This is a genomic window from Micromonospora sp. IBHARD003, from assembly GCF_056106285.1.
The window spans coordinates 1,516,415-1,536,046 of record NZ_JBWBBX010000001.1; the positions used below are offsets into that span (position 1 = coordinate 1,516,415).

General features: G+C 71.2%; 17 protein-coding genes. 5 read left to right on the forward strand and 12 right to left on the reverse strand.

Annotation, left to right across the window (positions count from 1 at the left end; all coding sequences use genetic code 11):
• Positions 1-119: 119 nt before the first annotated feature.
• Both ACTWOL_RS06695 and ACTWOL_RS06700 read right to left on the reverse strand, forming a co-directional pair.
• Positions 120-1,331: an amino acid aminotransferase gene (locus tag ACTWOL_RS06695; RefSeq protein WP_474295316.1), complete on the reverse strand. Its 1,212-nt coding sequence runs from the start codon at positions 1,329-1,331 to the stop codon at positions 120-122.
• Positions 1,324-2,304 (reverse strand): DMT family transporter, encoded by a 981-nt coding sequence (locus tag ACTWOL_RS06700; RefSeq protein ID WP_474295318.1) that lies wholly within the window; start codon positions 2,302-2,304, stop codon positions 1,324-1,326. The genes ACTWOL_RS06695 and ACTWOL_RS06700 overlap by 8 nt, the downstream gene beginning before the upstream one ends.
• 146 nt (positions 2,305-2,450) lie before the next feature.
• Here ACTWOL_RS06700 and ACTWOL_RS06705 point away from each other — a divergent pair, with 146 nt between their 5' ends.
• A complete protein-coding gene (locus ACTWOL_RS06705) occupies positions 2,451-2,924 on the forward strand; it encodes an Lrp/AsnC family transcriptional regulator (protein ID WP_474295320.1) in 474 nt (157 codons plus the stop codon).
• Between the two features lie 61 nt (positions 2,925-2,985).
• Here the strand turns inward: ACTWOL_RS06705 and ACTWOL_RS06710 are convergent, their stop codons facing one another.
• Positions 2,986-3,711, reverse strand: coding sequence for a DUF899 domain-containing protein (locus ACTWOL_RS06710; protein ID WP_474295322.1), 726 nt, complete (start codon positions 3,709-3,711; stop codon positions 2,986-2,988).
• A 316-nt stretch (positions 3,712-4,027) separates the two neighbouring features.
• On the opposite strand from ACTWOL_RS06710, the gene ACTWOL_RS06715 reads away from it, so the two are divergent.
• On the forward strand, positions 4,028-5,044 hold the full coding sequence (locus tag ACTWOL_RS06715; RefSeq protein ID WP_474295325.1) for a pyridoxal-phosphate dependent enzyme: 1,017 nt from the start codon (positions 4,028-4,030) through the stop codon (positions 5,042-5,044).
• On the opposite strand, the gene ACTWOL_RS06720 is transcribed toward ACTWOL_RS06715, so the two are convergent.
• Both ACTWOL_RS06720 and ACTWOL_RS06725 read right to left on the reverse strand, forming a co-directional pair.
• Positions 5,021-5,596: a histidine phosphatase family protein gene (locus tag ACTWOL_RS06720; RefSeq protein ID WP_474295327.1), complete on the reverse strand. Its 576-nt coding sequence runs from the start codon at positions 5,594-5,596 to the stop codon at positions 5,021-5,023. The genes ACTWOL_RS06715 and ACTWOL_RS06720 overlap by 24 nt on opposite strands.
• Positions 5,597-5,765: 169 nt before the next feature.
• Positions 5,766-7,202: an aminotransferase-like domain-containing protein gene (locus tag ACTWOL_RS06725; RefSeq protein WP_474295328.1), complete on the reverse strand. Its 1,437-nt coding sequence runs from the start codon at positions 7,200-7,202 to the stop codon at positions 5,766-5,768.
• Between ACTWOL_RS06725 and ACTWOL_RS06730 the strand changes: the two genes are divergently transcribed.
• Positions 7,201-8,214 (forward strand): DMT family transporter, encoded by a 1,014-nt coding sequence (locus tag ACTWOL_RS06730; RefSeq protein WP_474295331.1) that lies wholly within the window; start codon positions 7,201-7,203, stop codon positions 8,212-8,214. The genes ACTWOL_RS06725 and ACTWOL_RS06730 overlap by 2 nt on opposite strands.
• Positions 8,215-8,281: 67 nt before the next feature.
• The gene (locus tag ACTWOL_RS06735; RefSeq protein ID WP_474295333.1) at positions 8,282-8,476 is read left to right on the forward strand and encodes a DUF1918 domain-containing protein; all 195 of its coding nucleotides are present in this window, start codon (positions 8,282-8,284) and stop codon (positions 8,474-8,476) included.
• Between the two features lie 8 nt (positions 8,477-8,484).
• Here ACTWOL_RS06735 and ACTWOL_RS06740 read toward each other — a convergent pair whose 3' ends face one another.
• Positions 8,485-9,744: a glycoside hydrolase family 10-like protein gene (locus ACTWOL_RS06740; RefSeq protein ID WP_474295335.1), complete on the reverse strand. Its 1,260-nt coding sequence runs from the start codon at positions 9,742-9,744 to the stop codon at positions 8,485-8,487.
• Between the two features lie 190 nt (positions 9,745-9,934).
• Between ACTWOL_RS06740 and ACTWOL_RS06745 the strand changes: the two genes are divergently transcribed.
• On the forward strand, positions 9,935-10,795 hold the full coding sequence (locus ACTWOL_RS06745) for a 3-hydroxybutyryl-CoA dehydrogenase (protein WP_474295337.1): 861 nt from the start codon (positions 9,935-9,937) through the stop codon (positions 10,793-10,795).
• A gap of 225 nt (positions 10,796-11,020) precedes the next feature.
• Here ACTWOL_RS06745 and ACTWOL_RS06750 read toward each other — a convergent pair whose 3' ends face one another.
• From ACTWOL_RS06750 to ACTWOL_RS06775, 6 genes are all read right to left on the reverse strand, one after another.
• On the reverse strand, positions 11,021-11,518 hold the full coding sequence (locus ACTWOL_RS06750; protein WP_474295339.1) for a hypothetical protein: 498 nt from the start codon (positions 11,516-11,518) through the stop codon (positions 11,021-11,023).
• A gap of 423 nt (positions 11,519-11,941) precedes the next feature.
• Positions 11,942-12,472, reverse strand: a complete 531-nt coding sequence (locus tag ACTWOL_RS06755; RefSeq protein WP_474295341.1) for an NUDIX hydrolase — start codon at positions 12,470-12,472, stop codon at positions 11,942-11,944.
• A 299-nt stretch (positions 12,473-12,771) separates the two neighbouring features.
• Positions 12,772-14,142, reverse strand: coding sequence for a hypothetical protein (locus ACTWOL_RS06760; RefSeq protein ID WP_474295343.1), 1,371 nt, complete (start codon positions 14,140-14,142; stop codon positions 12,772-12,774).
• Between the two features lie 402 nt (positions 14,143-14,544).
• Complete coding sequence (gene pheT, locus ACTWOL_RS06765) at positions 14,545-17,109, reverse strand: phenylalanine--tRNA ligase subunit beta (RefSeq protein WP_474295345.1); 2,565 nt, start codon at positions 17,107-17,109, stop codon at positions 14,545-14,547.
• Entirely contained in the window at positions 17,109-18,251 is a 1,143-nt protein-coding gene (pheS, locus tag ACTWOL_RS06770; RefSeq protein WP_474295347.1) for a phenylalanine--tRNA ligase subunit alpha, read from the reverse strand. Before pheS ends, pheT begins: the two co-directional genes overlap by 1 nt.
• A 134-nt stretch (positions 18,252-18,385) precedes the next feature.
• On the reverse strand, positions 18,386-19,519 hold the full coding sequence (locus ACTWOL_RS06775) for a sensor histidine kinase (protein ID WP_474295348.1): 1,134 nt from the start codon (positions 19,517-19,519) through the stop codon (positions 18,386-18,388).
• Positions 19,520-19,632 lie beyond the last annotated feature (113 nt).

The window sequence follows — 19,632 nt, forward strand, 5'->3', positions numbered from 1 at the left end:
TGCGGGATCCGGGCGTGAGCGGTCGGGGTACGGCGAGTGCCGCTGAGATGGGTCCTGCTGGGGGCGCCTGCCTCGTCGGTGCTTCGAGCCTGCGGGGTAGGCGCCCGCCCCGAGTTCGTTCAGGTCCGGGATGTGGCTGCAGAAGGGGCCCGGCGGCACACCGCGGCGATGCCCTGCGCCAGATACGGGATCCGGTGCGCCGGAATCCCCGCGATGTTGATGCGCCCCGAAGCCGTGCCGTAGATGGCGAACTGCCTGCGCAGCCGGCGCATGCCGTCCGACGCCAGCGGCAGCATCGAGAACATGCCCTTCTGCCGCGCGAGCGACTCGGCCTCGGCGCCGCAGCCCAGCGCGTCCAGGTGCCCGACCAGATCCGACCGGTTGGCCGTGATCCGGTCGCGCATGACCTCGAGCTCGGCCCGCCACGCGGTCCGCAGCGCCTCGTCCTCCAGGACGGTGGCGACGATCGCGGCACCATGCTCCGGCGGCATCGAGTACAGGGTCCGAGCGGCGTTCTGCAGCGCCGTCTCCACATGGCTCAGCGCCTGCCGCGTCGGCCCGAGGACAATGGCGCAGCCGGTGCGGTCGCTGTAGAGACCGAAGTTCTTCGAGCAGCTGACGGCGATCAGCATTTCCGGAAGCCGGTCCGCCAGCATCCGGGTGGCCCTCAGGTCGGCCTCGAGACCGTCGCCGAGTCCGTGGTACGCCAGGTCGATGAAGGGCACCCAGCCGCTCGTCGCGGCGAGCTCGGCCAGTGCCTCCCAGGTCTCGGGAGAGGGGTCGATGCCCGTGGGGTTGTGACAGCAGCCCTGAAGGAGCACCACGTCGTCGCGTCCGGCGCCACGCAGGTCCTCGAGGATGCCGGTCGTGCCGGTCGGCCCTTCGGAGCCCGGCCCGCCGTACGTCCGCACCTTCAGGCCCGCGGCCTCGAGGATGGGCCGGTGGTTGACGTAGGCGGGGTCACTGATCCACACCGATGCCCCCGGGCGGGTCTGGCGCACCAGATCGGCGAGCAGCCGCAGGGCGCCGGTGCCCGCCACGGTCTGGACGACCGTGGCCCGTGCCGTGCGCTCCTCGGCCCCCAGCACCATCGACACCATGGCCCGGTTGAAGGCGGCGTTACCGGAGAGGCCGCGGTACTCCTTGGAGGCGGAACGTTCCGCCAGACGGATCTCGGCCTCTCTGACCGCTGACATGACGGGCGTGGCCCCCGTGTGGTCCCGGTACACACCGAGGACGAGGTTCAGGCGCTCCGGGCGCGTGTCGGCCGCGAACTCGGCGGCGAGATCCCACAGCGGGTCGGCCGGCGGGCGAGCGAGGAGTTCAAGCATCTGCGGAGACCTTGGATCGGGGGCGTCTGTTGGCGAGAACGACACCGACGGTGATGAGGGGTACGCCGAACAGGACGGGCAGGGTCGGCGACTCGCCCAGGAGTGGGATGGCGAGCAGGACGACGGCGACCGGGCTGAGGCTCCCGACGACCGAGCAGCGCTGCGGCCCCAGCCGCCGGATGGCGAAGGCGTACAGCAGTCCGGCACACAGACCGACGCCCAGACCCTGGACGACGAGGAACAGCACGAGATCGCCCCCGGCCGCCCGCGCGAGGTTGGTCGGCAGGACGCCGCTCAGGACGAGGAGCGCGATGACGGCGAACGACGGCAGGCACAGCAGCCCTATGGAGCCGACGGGGTCGAGCTCCACCTCCCGCAGCCCCACCGTGTACAGGGCCCACAGTCCGCTGGCGAGGAGCAGGACGCCCGAGCCGAGGAGGACGTCCGTGTCCAGTACGACGGTGTGGCGGCAGACCAGCGCGATCACTCCCGCGACGATCAGCACCAGCCCTGCCGTCTGCGTTCCCCGTGGAACGCCGCGCCCGCTCGCGACGAGAAGTCCGGAGACGAACAGCGGGACCATCCCGGGGACGATCGCCCCCACGAAAGCAGCGGACGTCAGTGAGCCGCCGTACATCGCCGCGAGGAAGAACGGCACCCCGGCACCACAGATGATCTTGGCAGCGGGTCCCGGCCGCACACCGGCCAGCTGGTGCCGGCGCCGCCACAGGGCAGGCGCCAGAACCAGGAGGGGCACGCCGAACCGCAGCAGGGCGGCGTCGGCCGGCAGCAGGGTGGAGGCGCTGAGGGCGCGTGCGCTCAACGCGAACGCCGCCCAGATCGTCACGGTCATGAGCAGCGCCAGCGTGCCCGCCGCCTGCGGAGAGAGCCGGTTCCCGGTGCCGCGGAGCGTCAGCGACCTGCTCCCCGGCTCCGGGGGCGCTGTCGCAGCGGCTGTGTTCGTCGCGGTCACCAAGAATCCTCCCGCCCATGACCGATCGGCCGGAATCCATGGCGACCCCGACCGATACGGCAACGCTAGGCCAATCCCCGGGGCAGTCGATTGCCAGTTGTGCCCTTCAGACCTAGGTTTGAGGCAGAATCTGCCAAGGAGGGGCCATGGACGCCGTCGATCTCAAGATCGTTCACGAGTTGCAGGCGGACGGTCGGCTGTCCAACCAGGACCTCGCCGACCGTGTAAGGCTGTCCCCCTCGCCCTGTCTGCGACGCGTCCGCCGCCTCGAGGAGTCGGGGCTGATCCGTGGCTACACCGCGATGGTGGACCAGGTCGCCTTCGGCCTCCCGATCACCGTCTTCGTACGGATTCGCCTCGAACGGCACACCGCCGATGCCGTCAATGTGTTTGAACAGCACGTCGGGCTCATCGAGCACATCCAGGACTGCTACCTGATGGCGGGGAGCAGCGACTATCTGCTCAGGGTCGTCATCGAAAGCCTCGAAGCCTACGAAGTCCTGGTGCGCACGCGGATCCACGCCATTCCCGGCATCACGTCAATCGAGTCCAGCTTCGCGTACGGGAGCGTCAAGCAGTCCAAGGTGTATCCGCGGCCCGGCACCGGGATCAACGGCTGAGGGGACGGCTCGGGCAGAGCGGCCGGGGTGAAGGGCCGGGGTCAAGAGTCAGGGAGAGGACTCAGTCGCCCTGTTCCGCTGTGCCCCGGCGAGTCTGGGCCAGCCACTCCGGTGCCGGCTCGGCCGCGCCGTACGCGTCGTGCCAGTTCCACCACTCGTACGGCGGGGTCTGCGGATAGCCCTCGGGCGAGTCCTCCCATTCCTCCTGCCGGCCGAGTGCGGTCATGTCGAGGTAGCTCCATGTGCTCCCCAGCGCCTCGTCCCCGCGGGCGTTGACGAAGTAGGTGCGGAACACCCTGTCGCCGTCGCGGATGAACGCGTTGGTGCCGTGCCACTCGTCCACATCCAGGTCGCGGTCGAACTCGTCGGTGAGCGTGTACCAGGGGATCGCCCAGCCCATCCGCGCCTTCAGCCGCTCGATGTCGGGCTGCGGCGCGCGCGAGGCGAAGACGAGCGTGGTGTCGCGGGCGTTGAGATGAGCGAGATGGCCCACGTGGTCGGCCACCATCGAACAGCCACGGCAGGCGTGGTCGGGCCAGCCGAACACACCGGGCTCGAAGAAGGCACGGTAGACGATCAGCTGCCGGCGTCCTTCGAACAACTCGAGCAGGCTCTGCCGGCCCTCGGGCCCGTCGAACTCGTACCGCTTGTCCATCTCCAGCCACGGCATCCGCCGCCGCTTGGCCGCCAGGGCGTCCCGGGCGCGGGTCAGGGCCTTCTCCTCGACGAGCAGCTGCCGGTGGGCGGCCTCCCACTCTCCCTGCGAAACGATCGGGGGTGTCTCCATGGCGACGTTCACCTCCGGCTCACTGGGCAGTCCCCTGACTCCAGGGTCGGCCGCCGCCGCCACGAGCGCATTCCGGTGTGGACAAAACCGGTCGTGCGCCCTCATGGGTGTACGGACCCGGAGCGTTTCGGCTGCGGGTCCGGCGGGCCGGTGCGCCCGGGCTCACCGGCCCGCCGGCGCCCGTGGTCCTGCAGCGCACGGTGCACCCGCGGGGTGACGAACGCCGCGTCGGCCGCCACCCGCGAGCGAGGAGCGCCGGGACTCGCGCGGACGAACCGACCGGCGCGGTCCGGCCCCGGCAGGGATCATAGGGCGCATGGTGCGTGCGGAGAGCGGCGGCTGGGCGGCGGAGGCGGTTCGTGCGCTGTGCGCGGAGGCCCGGCCGACGCCCCTGCTCCGGGCACCCGGCGTGCCCGGCGCACGGGTCGGGCTCGGCGAGCTCTACGTCAAGGACGAGTCCGCCCACCCCTCGGGGACGCTCAAGCACCGCCTGGTACGGGCGCTGCTGTGCGAGGCGATCGTGGACGGGGCGGTGCGCGACGGAATGCCGGTGGTGATGGGGACGGGCGGACCGGCCGCTGTGGCGGGTGCCTACTGCGCGCGCCGCGCCGGGCTGCCCTTCGTCGCCCTGGTGCCCGCCAAGACTCCCCCGGCGGTACGGGAGTCGGTCGAGCGCCACGGGGGACGCTGGCGGATCGCGACGGTGCCCGCGGACCTGCAGGAAGAGGCGCGTGGTCTCGCGGCACGTCTGGGCGGCTGCTTCCTCGACCACTTCGCCGACTCGGAGCGTGCGCTCGCACGCTGCCCCCTCCCGGATCTCGCCGAGGAGATCTACGGCCAGCTGGCCGCAGTGGGCGCGTCCCATCCGGCATGGCTGGTGGCGGGCCTCGGCACGGGCACGACCACGGCGACGCTCGGCCGGTATGCGAGCGCACGCGGCGGGAACGGGAGCCGCGCCAGGGTCGCGGGGGTGGACGCCGAGAACTCGGCGTACTTCCCGGCCTGGGCGAACGGCTGCGCCGACTACACGACCGGGATGCCGTCCCCGATTCCGGGGATCGGGCGGCCTCGCACGGAGCCCGCGTTCCGGCCGGAGTTGCTGGACCTGGTGATCCCGGTGTCGGAGTCGGCGGCGGAGGAGGGCCTGACCTGGCTGCGGTCGGAGGCGGCGTACGGGAGCGGGGGCGGGCCGGGGCTCGCGACGGGCGCCGTGGGCTGGGCCGTGCGCCATCTTCTGACCCGTATGAGGGAGTCCGGCACACCGGGCAGTGTGGTGATGGTGACCGGGGAGCGCGCGCCCCGGCCCTGCTCAGCCGCCAGTCTCCAGGCGTAGGTTCCAGCGGCCGGACCTGCCGATCAGCACGACGGTGGACAGCGGGCGCACATCGAGGTCCCAGTAGGTCGTCGGCGGGACCTTCAGCGCGTAGACTAGCGCGGCGCGTACGACGGCGGGTTCGGCGACGGCCAGCACGGTGTCGCCGTCGCCCACGGGCCGGGTGTCCAGCCAGCCCCCTATGCGGTTGATGAAGCCCAGCAGCGGCTCTCCCCCGTGCGGAGCGGCCCGCGGGTCGGCGAGCCACACGTCGACCGCGTCCGGTTCCCTCGCCGCCACCTCGGTCAGCGTGTGGCCGCGCCAGCGGCCCATGTCGCAGTCGCTCAGCGCGGGCTGCAGGAGGGGGGCGTAGCCGAGCGCGTCGGCGGTCGCCCTGCTGCGGGCCGTGGGCGAGCAGTAGCGCAACTCGGCCGCGCCGAGGGGCACGAGCGCATGCGCGGCGAGCTGGACCTCGTACCAGCCGGCCTGGTCCAGCGGCCGGTCGTCGTCGAAGCGCTCGGCCAGCCGCGAGGAACTGCGCGCGGCGGTGACGAGGGTGACCCGAACACTCATGGCGGGATCGTGATGCCGCGCGCCCTCCAGGTCAAGAGAGGTTACTCACCGTTAGCCGGTTGCTCCGCAGAGCGTTTCCCGCCAGGGTGCGCGGGTTCGCCCGTCCCTCTGATCAGGGGACCGGCTGATCAAGGGACCGGCATCCCTGACCGGGGGCCGGCACCGGCCGTCACCCCAGGACCTCGTCACAGGCCGCGCGCAGCCGCCGCACACCCTCCGTGATCTCCTCGGCGCCCGCGACACCGGCGAAGCTCAGCCGGATGTGGCCCGCCGGGGGTTCGGCACTGAAGTAGGGACGGCCGGGCGCGACGGCCACTCCGGCGCGCAGTGCGGCCGAGACGAGAGCGGACTCGTCGGTGCCGTCGGGGATGCGGAGCCAGAGGTGGTAGCCGCCGGAGGGGACGTGCGGAAGGACGAGTTCGGGGATCTGTGCGTGCAGGGCGGCGGTCAGGGTGCCGCGGCGGGTCGTCAGCTGGGCCGAGACGGCACGCAGATGCCTCTTCCAGGGTGGGGAGCCGACCAGTTCGAGTGCCGCCTCCTGGAGCGGGCGCGGCACGAAGAAGGCGTCCACGACATGGATGGCCCGCAGGCGCTCCAGGACGGGACCACGGGCGATGAGGGCACCTACGCGCATGCTCGGTGAGGTGACCTTCGTCAGCGAGCAGACGTGCACGACGACACCGTCGGGATCGTCCGCGGCGAGCGGGGCGGGCAGCGGCCCCGCGTCGTCGTGGCCGAGCCTGCGGGCAAAGTCGTCCTCGACGACGAAGGCGCCGGCGGCGCGGGCGATCCGCAGCACCTCGGTGCGGCGGTCGGGGGCCAGTACGGCCCCGGTGGGGTTCTGGAACAGCGGCTGGGAGACCAGGACCCGGGCCCCGGTGGCGGCGAAGGCCGATGCGAGGAGTTCGGGGCGTACCCCGCAACGGTCGGCGGGGACCGGCAGCGGACGCAGTCCGGCGGCACGGGCGATGGCCAGCATGCCGGGATAGGTGGGGGATTCGACGAGCACGGGGGCACCGGGCGGGGCGAGCGCGCGCAGTGCGGTGGCCAGGGCCGGCTGGCCCCCTCCGGTGACGAGCACGTCGGCACCGGTGAATCCGGGGCCGACACCGCGTGCGAACCAGTCACGCAGTTCGGGCAGCCCCTCGGCGGGCGGCCGCCCCCAGGCGCCGGGGCGTCGCCCGGCCCGGGCGAGCGCGGCGGCCATCGCGTGCTCGGGCTGGAGAGAGGGGTGTAGATAGCCGCCGTTGAACTCCACGACGCCGGGCGGCGGCGCCGCCAGGGTCACGAGCACACCGGACGCGTCCACGACCCTGGGCACCACGTCGTTCGCCGAGTCCGCGCTGAGGGAGACCTCCTGCCAGGAGGTGTCACCGCACTGCACGCCGCCGTTGCGGGGCTGTGCGCGATAGGCGCCGGCACCCGGCCGGGTCACGACGAGGCCTTCGGCAGCGAGCTGCGCGAGGGCCCGGGACACCGTGACCGGGGAGACCCGGTAGCGCTCGACGATGGTCCGGCTCGAAGGGAGCTTCTCACCGATGGAGTATCGACTGAGCTGCTTCTTCAGCGATTTCGCCAGCTCTTCGACACTGCTACCCTCATTCATGAGATCAAAGGATAGCGCTACTGGTTCGGGTGCGATAGCGGTCGCCACCGGAGCCCGACGCACGGACGTCCGCGCCGGCGGCACCGTGCTGGCCATGCTCGGCATCGTCGCCTTCTCGCTCACGTTCCCCTCCACGGCCTGGGGACTGGAGTCCTTCGGGCCCTGGTCGCTGGTCGGGCTGCGGAGCGTCCTCGCCGCCCTGATCGCCGGCGTCTTCCTCGTGGCGCTCCGCGTACCGGTCCCACCGCGACGGCACTGGCCGTCCCTCGTGGTCGTCGCCGGCGGGGTGGTCCTGGGCTTCCCCCTGCTGACGACACTGGCCCTGCGGACTTCCACGACCTCGCACGCCGCCGTCGTCGTCGGTCTGCTCCCGCTGACCACCGCGGTCTTCGCCGCCGTACGCACCGGGCGTCGCCCCTCACGGACCTTCTGGACTGCCGCGCTGGCGGGAGCGGTGGTCGTGGTCGGGTTTGCGCTGCAGCAGAGCGGGGGCGCCCCCTCCACGGGCGATCTGTATCTGTTCGGTGCCCTGCTGGTGTGCGCCGCGGGCTACACCGAGGGCGGACGGCTGGCCCGGTCGATGCCGGGCTGGCAGGTGATCGGCTGGGCCCTGGTCCTGTGCCTGCCCCTCGCCGTCACGGTCTCGGGTGTCGCTCTTACGGCCGAACCGGTCCGGCCGACCGTGCACGGTGTGGCCGGACTTGTCTGGGCGGCCGCCGGATCGACGTTCTTCGGGCTGTACGTCTGGTATCGCGGGATGGCTTCGATCGGCATCGCGAGGGCCAGCCAGCTGCAGCTCGCCCAGCCGCTGCTGACGCTGGTCTGGTCGGTCCTGCTGCTGTCGGAGCAACTCACGCCCGCCGCCCCGGCCGCGGCCGTCGCCGTGCTCGTGTGCATCGTGGTCACCCAGCGAGCCGGCGCCCGGCCTTCCTCCGCCGCCACAGCAGTCACGGCGTCACACCGGCCGCGTCCGGCAGCGCCGCCGAAGCACTCGGCTGCCGTTCCGGAGTGATGCGCGTCACGCTCCGGCACGTAGACTCAGGAATACCGATCGCGCTCCCACAAGGAGGTCACGCCCGATGGAAGCGAGTGTGGGCGACAAGCTGCTCGTGCACGGCCGGGTCGTCGGCCAGCACGACCGGCTCGCCGAAGTCATGGAGGTCCTGGGCGATCACGGCACTCCGCCGTACCGAGTCCGCTTCGAGGACGACGGCCACGAGTGCCTCATGTCACCGGGCCCCGACACCGTCGTACGCCACCACGAAAAGGGCTGACCAACGGCTCATCGCGGTGACCGGACCCGGGTCGGGTAGTGATCGGCCACCACGTTGTCCATCGCCCCGATCCGGTCCGTCACCACTTCCTTGGCCGCGAAGAAGCAGTGTCCGCGCACGTCGGCATAGCGCCCCGCGAGCGTGAGGTGACGCGACAGCTCCTTCGGGTCCTGCCAGGCCCTTGCCTGTGCGGGATCCCCCGCCTTGTAGAGCGCCTCGCCGATGTAGAGGTCGACGCCGCTCCCCTGCGCGACGGACGCCCACCAGGGCACCAGCCGGGCGTAGTCGGCGACGTTCAGACCGATGTGCCAGTACAGCTGCGGGACGACGTAGTCGATCCAGCCCTCGCGCACCCAGGTACGGGTGTCCGCGTAGAGGTCGTCGTAGGTCTCCACGCCCGCCGAGGTGTCGGAGCCGAGGGGGTCGGTGTCCGCGTTGCGCCAGACCCCGAAGGGGCTGATGCCGAAACGGACGCCGGGCCGCAGCGCCTTGATCCGTGACCCCATCTCCCGCACCAGGCGGTTGATGTTGTCGCGCCGCCAGGCCGCACGGGAGGGGAAGCCCGCACCGTACCGCTCGTACGCGTCGCCGTCGTCGAACTCCTGCCCGCCCTCCGGATAGGGGTAGAAGTAGTCGTCCCAGTGCACGGCGTCGATGTCGTAGCGCGCGACGGCGTCGAGCATCGCGTCCTGGACGAACTTCCTGACCTGCGGAAGCCCGGGGTTGTAGTAGAGCTTCCCGCCGTACGTGACCACCCAGCCGGGGTTGCGGCGCGCCGGGTGGTTCCTGACCAGCCGGGTGAGGTCCGCGTGGGTGGCCACCCGGTAGGGGTTGAACCACGCGTGCAGTTCGAGCCCCCGGGCATGGGCCTCCTTCACCGCGGTGCCGAGCGGGTCCCAGCCCGGATGCCGCCCCTGGACCCCGGTGAGCCACTGGGACCAGGGTTCGTACGGGGACGGCCACAGGGCGTCGGCGGCCGGCCGGACCTGGCAGACGACCGCGTTGAGCCGCCGGGCGACGGCCGCGTCCAGGTAGCGCAGCAGCTCGGAGCGCTGCCGGGCCGCGCTCAGCCCCGGAGCGGAAGGCCAGTCGCGGCCCGCCACGGTGGCCAGCCACATCCCCCGGAACTCGTTGCCGCCGCGCTTCCCCGCCCGTCCCCCGACGGCCGCCGCGGCCGGCAGGCCCGGCAGGCCCCGCTCGTCGGTCACGGCCAGCGCGGTGAGCGCGCCGGCCGCCATGACGAGTCCTCTTCTGCTGATCTGTCCCATAACGGCTCCGCACACCTCTCTGTGCCGAATGCTCACGCACCGTACTCGATGTCCCGCCCAGCATGCCGCCCCGGCCCCCCGAGCACACGCACCCCCGGAGTAACGTCGTGGGGTCGAGGCGGGCGACGGAGCGCGGGGGACCCGTACAAAGACCACGAAGACCAGCGAAAGGCACGATGTGACCGAGACTGTGGCCGACGTAACCCGCGTCGGAGTGGTGGGCTGTGGCCAGATGGGCGCGGGCATTGCCGAGGTGTGCGCCCGCAGTGGACTCGAGGTCAAGGTCGCCGAGACCACCGGTGAGGCCCTCGAGATCGGCCGTACGCGTCTGCACAACTCCCTCTCCAAGGCCGCCGAACGCGGAAAGATCACCGCGGAGGAGCGGGACGCCACGCTGGCGCGGCTGAGCTTCACCACGGATCTCGGGGAGTTCGCCGACCGCGATCTCGTCATCGAGGCCGTCGTCGAGAACGAGCAGGTCAAGACGGAGATCTTCCAGGTGCTCGACCAGGTGGTGACCCGTCAGGACGCCATTCTGGCCTCCAACACCTCCTCCATTCCGCTGGTGAAGCTGGCCGTCGCGACATCGCGCCCCGACCAGGTGATCGGCATCCACTTCTTCAACCCGGCCCCGGTGCAGAAGCTCGTGGAGCTGATCCCGGCGCTGACCACGTCCGAGGAGACCATCAAGCGCTCCGAGGCCGTGGTCCAGCAGGTGCTGGACAAGCACGCGATCCGTGCCCAGGACCGCTCGGGCTTCGTGGTGAACGCGCTCCTGATCCCGTATCTGCTCTCGGCGATCCGCATGTTCGAGTCGGGCATCGCGAGCCGGGAGGACATCGACAACGGCATGGAGCTGGGCTGCGCCCATCCGATGGGGCCGCTGAGGCTCACGGACCTGATCGGTCTCGACACGGTCGCGTCGGTGGCCGACTCGATGTACTCGGAGTTCAAGGAGCCGCTGTACGCGGCCCCTCCGCTGCTGCAGCGGATGGTGGACGCGGGCCGGCTCGGCCGCAAGTCCGGCTCGGGCTTCTACTCCTACTCCTGACCTGCTAAAATCTCTCCCCCGCCAGGCAGTTCACGCGCTCTTGGCGGTAGCGATCGGGGCCGCTACCTCGGCGTAAGGCAGCGGCCCCGGATGATCGTCAAGAAACTCAGGGAGTTCTCAGGGAGTTTCAGCCGGAGATCACTCCCAGCCACGCGTCGACCGCCGTTCTCCCGCGCTCGCCCCGGTCGGGCATGAAGTGCGCATAGATTCTGAACGTGCGGAGGATTAAGGCCACAGGGCGTGAGTGACCCTTATGTTCGCCCGAGCCCAATCGGCCGAGAGGAACAATTCACTGGGAAGATACATGTCCCAGCCCATCGTTCCCCTGCCCCCGGGCATCGCCAGGCTCTGAGGATAGGCCGTTGCGGCAAGGCCATCGCTTCGGCATCCTTTCGCTACGTGCAGACGCAGGGTTGGCCTTACCCTCACCTGTTCGTCATCCCCAAGGGTCGCACGCAATTTCAGAGTAGCCAGGGCATAACCTGCGCACACACTGACCTCGAACTTCGCCGATCGGTTGCCGTGCGTGAGGTTGATTTCCTTTCGAAACGGCTTAGATTCCAGCTCGCCACCCGATTTGAAGGGGGCTGGCGCGTCGAGCACAGTCAGACCTCCTTTGAGGACGACGATGTGGTTGATCGCCGCCGCAGCGGGCATCGTCATTGCTGCGAACGGAATTGGGGTCAGCAGAACGGCGGCTGCTATGGCATGTCCGAGTTTCATTGCGAAGCCTCGTGTCTATTTCCGGTAGGAGGAATAGGAGGGGGGCCGATCACTCGTCAGGATTCACTCCCCGTCAGCCGTGCACCCCGGTCATTTCCGGATGGTGCGGGGGCCGCTTTCCATCCATGTGAATCTGCACTTCAAGTAAGCCCTGCCACAAAAAGCCCGTCACGCCCCTGAATCTCGGGACTTGACAGAGGGACGAACGACCGGCAGCCCCACGGGCCGTACAGCCAAGCCTCGCGACGCGAGTACAGGTGTCCGGGGCAGTCCCGTCGCATCGCAGCGGATGGTGGACGCGGGCCGGCTCGGCCGCAAGTCCGGCTCGGGCTTCTACTCCTACCCCTGACGCGTCGGCCGGGCCCGGTCACGAGGGGGCCGAGGCGCACGGCCCGGCGGGCATCAGCCCCCTCGCCGGCCCGGTCAGCCGAGCCGCAGATGGTGCAGCATCAGCAGCCCGGCCGCCATGTTGGCGGCCGGGATCTCGCCCCGGGCGATCATGTCCGGGACCAGCTTCAGCGGTATCCACTCACGGCGCGAGGACTCGAAATCGTCCTCGGGGTGACCGGTGTACGTCGCCTCCTCGGACCAGTACAGATGGTGCCGGGCGTCGGTCAGCCCGTTGGACGGCTCGACGGTCAGCAGATGCCGCAGGGGACCCGGCCGCCAGCCGGTCTCCTCCTCCATCTCCCGGGCCGCCGCGGTCTCGATGTCCTCTCCGTCCTCCACGACTCCCGCGGCCAGTTCCCAGCCCCAGCTGTCGGTGATGAACCGATGGCGCCAGAGCATCAGGACCTCGTTGGCGCCGTTGACGGCCGTCGCGACGGCGACCGGGCGGAGGCGGATCAGGAAATGGTCCAGGTGCCGGCCGTCGGGCAGTTCCACGTCGGCGAGGTTGACCCGGAACCAGCGGTTCTCATAGACGGTGCGTTCGCTCAACTTCGTCCACTCCACGTTCTGCCACCTTTCGACGAGACGGCGGCGTACGAGTACGCAGAGGGGATCCGGGACGACCACGACCACTGCGTCGCTTCCGGAACTCAGCCCCGCGAAGCGAGGCCGGACTCGTACCCGGACCCGCACGCCGGACTCGTACGCCGCGATGACCGCCCGCGTGCGGTCCGCGCGCCAAGTGTCGCCAGTACGGAACGACGGAACTCACAACGGATGTGACCGTCCCGGTCCCCGCCGGGGGCGAGTTCGCGCATCGGCGTCCGGGACCGGGCTGCCCGCGGGGAAGCCCCCGAAGCGGCTCACAGGGGTACGCGCAGGGCTCCGTCGATGCGTTCGGCCGCTTCGGCCGCCCGTACGGACCCGTTCGCCACGAGTTGCCGCCGGACCTCTCTGAGCCGGTCTCTGAGGCGCTGCGACTCCATGCCCCGTGCCCGCTCGGCCATTTCGCTCGCCGTCCACGCGGCACGATCGGCCTCGCCCTGGCGCAGTTCGAGCTGGCTGAGTATGGCGAGCCGGTGCACCCGGCCCCGGTCGTGGGCGGGTGCCGCTGCGGCCGCGGCGGCGTGCTCCCGGGCGGCCGTGAGGTCCCCGAGGCTCAACAGCGCCTCCGCCACCTGGACGTTGACCAGCCCGGGCTGCACATAGCCCGTCTCGTCCGGCTCGTGTCCCGGACGGATCCGCTGTGCCTCCGTCTCGGCGCGCCGGATGCAGCCGAGCGCGCTGCCCGTGTCCCCGAGCCGGGCGTACGCCTTCGCCTGCATCGCGCAGAGGTCGGCCGCCAGCGCGGGAGTGATCTCACGTCCGGCCGCCCTCAGCGCGGTTCCCGCGAAGGCGACCGCCTGCCGGTACTCCTCCATGAACAGCGACTGGTTGACGAGCAGGGCGACGACATAGGCACCGAGACCGCGATCGCCGCTCGCCTTCGCCAGGCGCAGCGCCTGGTGGAAGTAGCGCTGCGCGAGCCCGTGCGCGTCCGAGTCGTAGGCGCAGATTCCGGCGACGGCGACCAGTGAGCCCGTGGCGCGGTGGAGACGGCGCCCGAGGGCGTCGCTGTACGCGCCGCGCAGCAGCGGGGCGGCTTCGGCGTTCAGGAAGCCGACGACCCGGGAGCGGGTGGCGATGCCGCCCGCCTTGCGGTACATCAGCTCGTAGTGGGCGCGGGCAGCACGGAGCATGGTGACGTCGGCCGGGCTCGGGGGGTGCCTCCCGGGCCGAAGACCCTGCGGGAGAGTCCGGCCGTCACGGGAGACGTCGGCGTCCTCCGGAGGGTTCTCCCACTCCCACACCGGCATCACCGCGGGTGTGCCGGTGACCACCGCCGTGCCGATGAGGTGCGGGCGCTGCTGCTCGTCGGACCGCCACAGCGCGGTGGCCCGCTCGACGAACCCGGGGAGCGACGATCCGGCGGGGCCCGCGACGGCCCCGTGGACTCCCAGACCGATGTCGTCGAGGGTGACCACCCGGTGCAACCTGGCCGCGAGGACCTCGCAGATCAGATCGGGCACCTGCCCCCTGGGCCGCTGCCCCTTCAGCCAACGGGCCACGGCCGTGTGCTCGTACCGCAGGGCCAGGCCCCGCGCACGGCCGGCCTGGTTCACACGGGCGGCGAGGCCCGCGTGTGAAATGGCGGCCTCGTCCAGCAGGGCGTCGAGCAGGGTATTGGGCTGCATGGGGCCCTCCGTTGGCTCGGTGCGGCCAGCGTAGTGGAGTGCGGTTCGCACGGGGTGTGAAACAAGTGCATATATCCGTGCCGCACACGCTCTGCCGCATCGCCGTCCCGGTCGGTTGACTGAGCTGCCTCACATGGAGGCGGCCGGGCCGCCGGCTCCCCCTCGTACAGTGCGGCGGCCCGCTCCCGCGCCGTCCGTCCTGCCGGTCTGCCCGATACTCCGCGGCAGGGCGGGCGGCGCACACCAGGGGCACTGCGGTTCAGGCGACGCCTTCTCGGTGTGCCGGGCCTCTCGCGGCGCGCCACGGGCCCTCCCGCACCGCGAGAGGCGCGGCACACCGTGCAACGCCGCGTGGGCGCACCCGGATGGATCCGGGTGCGCCCACACAGGCATCAGCGGCCGTCAGGCTCCGCGCAGCACCGCGCCCACGCGCTCGGCAGCCAGCGCGATCGCCGCGTCACGAGCGGCAGAGGCCTCGTCGACGGTCAGCGTGCGGTCCGGAGCGCGGAAGCGGAGCGCGTACGCCAGCGACTTCCGGCCCTCACCGATCTGCGAACCGGAGAACACGTCGAACAGCCGGATGGACTCGAGCAGTTCGCCCGCGCCCTCCCTCAGCACCCGCTCGACCTCCGCCGACGGCACCTCGGAGTCGACCACCAGCGCCACGTCCTGTGTGGCCACCGGGAACGTGGAGATCCGCGGCGCCTCGAGAGCACCCTGTCCCGCCCGCTCGAGCAGGTCCAGCTCCATCTCCATCGCGCAGGTGCGCTCCGGCAGTCCGAGCGCCTTGATGACGCGCGGGTGCAGTTCGCCCGCGTGGCCGACGAGGGTCTCCTCGCCGTCGACGGTGGCGTACAGCGCGGCGCAGCGGCCAGGGTGCCACGGTGTGTGCTGGTCGGCGCGGATGACGAGCTCGACCCCGGCCTCGCGGGCCACGGTGCGAGCCGACTCGACCGCGTCGGCCCAGTCGGCCGGGCGTCCCCCGCCCCACCAGCCGGCCTGCTCGCGCGCGCCGGCGAGCACGGTGGCGACGCGACGCGGCTGGCGCGGAAGGGCCGCGTTCAGCAGGGCGATCTCCTCGTCCGTGGGCCGGCGGTCCACGGAGAGCGTCGCCGGGAGGGCCGTCTCCTCGTCGCCCGTGGGCCGGAAAACCAGTCCGGTCTCGAAGAGGGCCAGGTCGTTCCCGCCGCGGCCGACGTTGCGCCGCAGCGCCGTGAGCAGTCCGGGCAGCAGCGTGGTGCGCAGCGCCGGCTCCTCGTCCGAGATCGGGTTGGCCAGCGTGACGACGGTGCGCCGCGGGTCGTCCGCCTCGAATCCGAGCTGGTCGAGCACGCCTTCGCCGATGAACGGGTAGTTCAGCGCCTCGACGTAGCCCGCGCCGGCGAGCGCGCGGCCGACCCGGCGGTGCAGCCGCTGGCGCGCGGTGAGTCCGCGGCCGGACGGCGGCGTGGGCAGGGTCGACGGCAGGTTCTCGTAGCCCTCGAGCCGGATGACCTCTTCGGCGAGGTCGTTCGGCGCGTGCAGGTCGGGGCGCCACGACGGCACGGTGACGACGAGCTCGTCCTGTCCGTAGACGTCGCAGCCGACCTGCTGCAGACGGCGTACGACGGTCTCACGGCCGTACTCCACACCCGCGACGCGGTCCGGGTGGTCGGCGGGCATGGTGATCGTGCGCGGCGCGGACGGGGCGATGATCTCGGTGACGCCGGCCTCGGCGGTGCCGCCGGCGAGCAGCACCAGCAGGTCCACCGTGCGCTGGGCCGCGGCGGCGGCAGCCTGCGGGTCGACGCCGCGCTCGAAGCGCCGGGACGCCTCGGACGACAGCTTGTGGCGGCGTGCCGTGCGGGCGATGGAGACGGCGTCGAAGTGCGCTGCCTCGATGACCACTTCGGTGGTGCCGCGGACCGCGCCGGTCTCCGGGTCGGTGACCGAGTCGGCGATCTCGGTGTTGGCACCGCCCATCACTCCCGCGAGGCCGATCGGCCCTCGGTCGTCGGTGATGACCAGGTCCCCGGCGTCCAGGACGCGCTTGACGCCGTCCAGGGTGGTGAACTTCTCGCCCTGCTCGGCACGGCGCACCCCGATGGCGCCTTCGAGGCGGGACCGGTCGTAGGCGTGCAGCGGCTGACCGAGCTCCAGCATCACGTAGTTGGTGATGTCGACGGCGAGCGAGATCGGACGCATGCCCGCCTTCTGCAGCCGGCGCTGCATCCAGATCGGGGAGCGGGCCTCGGGGTCCAAACCGACGACGGTGCGCGCGGTGAAGCGGTCGCAGCCGGCCGGGTCGCCGATCCGCACCGCGTGACCGAACGAGTTGGGCGCGGGCACGTCGAGCAGCGCAGGGTCGCGCAGCGGCAGCCCGTAGGCGATGGCGGCCTCGCGGGCGACACCGCGCATCGACAGGCAGTAGCCGCGGTCGGGTGTGACGGCGATGTCGAGGACCTCGTCGTACAGCTCCAGCAGCTCGGTGGCATCGATGCCGATCTCGATCTCCGGGGGCAGCACGATGATGCCGTGCGTACCGTCGTCGCCGAGGCCGAGCTCGTCGCTGGAGCAGATCATGCCGCGGGACACCCGGCCGTACGTCTTGCGCTCGGCGATACGGAAGTCGCCGGGCAGGACGGCTCCGGGGAGCGCCACGACGACCTTGTCGCCGACGGCGAAGTTCCGGGCGCCGCAGATGATCTCCTGCGGCTCGCCGGTGCCTCCCCCAGAGCCTTCGGCTTGGGCGGTGCCCCCAGCCTGGCCCACGTCGACGGTGCAGAAGCGGATCGGCTTCTTGAACTCGGTCAGTTCCTCGACGGTGGCCACCCGGCCCACGACGAGGGGGCCGGTGAGCCCGGCGCCGAGCTGCTCGACGGTCTCTACCTCGAGGCCGGCGGCGATGAGTTTGGCCTGTACGTCACGGCCGGTCTCCGTCGCCGGCAGGTCGACGTACTCCCGCAGCCATGAAAGCGGGATCCGCATCAGATCTCCATCCCGAAGGGCCGGGTGAACCGGACGTCACCCTCGACCATGTCTCGCATGTCTTCGACGTTGTGACGGAACATCAGCATCCGCTCGATGCCGAATCCGAAGGCGAACCCGCTGTACTTCTCGGGGTCGACGCCACAGGCGACGAGTACCTTCGGGTTGACCATTCCGCAGCCGCCGAGCTCGATCCAGCCCTCGCTGGAGCAGGTACGGCAGGGGCGGTCCGCGTTGCCGACGGACTCGCCGCGGCACACGTAGCAGACCATGTCCATCTCGGCCGACGGCTCGGTGAAGGGGAAGAAGTTCGGCCGCAGCCGCGTCTTCATGCCCTCGCCGAAGAGCGCCTGGACCATGTGGTCGAGGGTGCCCTTGAGGTCGGCCATGGTCAGCCCCTCGTCGACGGCGAGCAGCTCGACCTGGTGGAAGACCGGCGTGTGGGTGGCGTCAAGGTCGTCGGTGCGGTAGACGCGGCCGGGGCAGATCACGTACAGCGGCGGCTCGCGGTCCAGCATCGAGCGGACCTGCACGGGCGAGGTGTGGGTGCGCAGCACGACACCGGAGCCCTGGTCCGCTGCCCCTGAGCCCTCAGAGCCCTCGGCGCCGCGGACGAAGAACGTGTCGTGCTCACCGCGGGCGGGGTGGTCCGCCGCGATGTTCAGCGCGTCGAAGTTCAGCCATTCGGACTCGACCTCGGGGCCTTCGGCGACCTCGTAGCCCATGGCCGTGAAGACGTCCTCGATGCGCTCCATGAGCGTGGTCAGCGGGTGCCGGGCGCCGGACGGGGTCCGGTCGTACGGCAGCGTGACGTCCACCGCCTCCTCGACCAGCACACGTGCGTCCCGCTCGGCCTCCAGCTCGGTCTGGCGCGCGGCCAGTGCCTTGTTCACGGCGCCACGGGCCTGGCCCACACGCTTGCCGGCGTCGGCCTTGGCGTGCGGCGGCAGGGCGCCGATCTCACGGTTGGCGAGGGCGAGCGGCGAGGCGGGGCCGGTGTGCGCGATCTTCGCCTCGTGAAGAGCGTCGAGGTCGCCCGCGGCGGCGAAGGCGGCGAACGCCTCGTCCCGCATGCGCTCGATCTCTTCCGGTTTCAGTGCCTCGACCTCGACAGGGTCGTACGACTTATTGGGTGCCGACATCTCTTCCCGTGCTTCCGATGGGGTGACTGGGGCCCCCGCTCGACGACCGAGGACGCAAAGGTGCCAAAGGTCGAGTTTAGCGGGGTGAGGTATGCGTGAGAGCCCGTGGGCCGAGGGGCGAGACTCAGCGTGTGTCAGCTGAGATACGCGGGGGCGCCGACGGGCAGGATAAATCGGAACTCGGCTCCGCCGCGGGGACCGCGTCCGACGGTGATCGTGCCGCCGTGCGCCTCGACGATGCCCTTGACGATGTACAGCCCGAGACCGGTGCCGCCACGCTTGCTCCCCCGCCAGAAGCGGGTGAAGACACGGCCCATCGACTCCTCGGGGATACCGGGGCCTTCGTCGCTCACGGTGACGGCCGTTCCCTTCTCGTCGCACTCTCCGGGCGCTGGTGCCACCTCGATGGTGACGGTTCCCTCTCCGTGGCGCACCGCATTTTCCAGCAGGTTGCCGAGCACCTGGTCGATCTTGTCCGGGTCTGCCCACAGATCGGGCAGCCGGCGCTCGACGCGTACGAAGAAGCGGTCCGGGGACTGGCCGCGGGCGGTGTGCGCCTGGATGTGACGGCCCACGGCCGCGGCTATGTCCACGGGCTGGCGCCGGACCTCGAGCCGTCCGGAGTCGATGCGGGAGATGTCGAGGAGCTCGGCGATCAGACGGGTGACCCGGCCGGCGTCGGCGTCGACGGTCTCCAGCATGAGGCGTTTCTGGTCGTCGGTGAAGCGCTCCCACTTGGCGAGCAGGGTGGCGGTGAAGCCTTTGACCGAGGTCAGCGGAGAGCGCAGCTCATGGGCGACGGTGGCGATCAGCTCGGCGTGGCTGCGCTCGGTACGGCGCCGGGCCTCGGTGCCGCGCAGGGTGACCACGACACGCCGGACCGGTCCCTTCGGGGTCTCGCGCACGTACCGCGCGGAGACCAGCACCTCACGGCCGCCGGGCAGCAGCAGATTGCGCTCCGGCTGGCCGACGCGGGTGGCGAGCCCGCCGTACGGATCGGTCAGCGGCCACCAGCGGTGTCCCTTGAGGTCTTCCAGGGGCAGGACGCGCTCCAGCGGGAGCCCTATCGCCTCGGCCCGGGGGGTCGCCGTAATCCGCACCGCCGCGGCGTTGAAGCAGATCACCCGGCCGGTCTCGTCGGCGACGACGAAGCCGTCGGGAAGGTCGTCGGGATCGATGCCCAGGTCGCCGAGGCCCGTGGCCGGGCATGCGAGAGCGGTGTGCGTCCGCGCAGCGGTCTTCGACGGTCTGCTCGTGCCGACAGCCATCCCCGTACCCCACCTCTCGAACCGGTGCAGTGGGTCCCCGAATGCGTCACCCTACTAGGCGCCGGTGACGGAGCGACACCCTGATGACGATGCGTCATCGCCCCTCGTCGCAC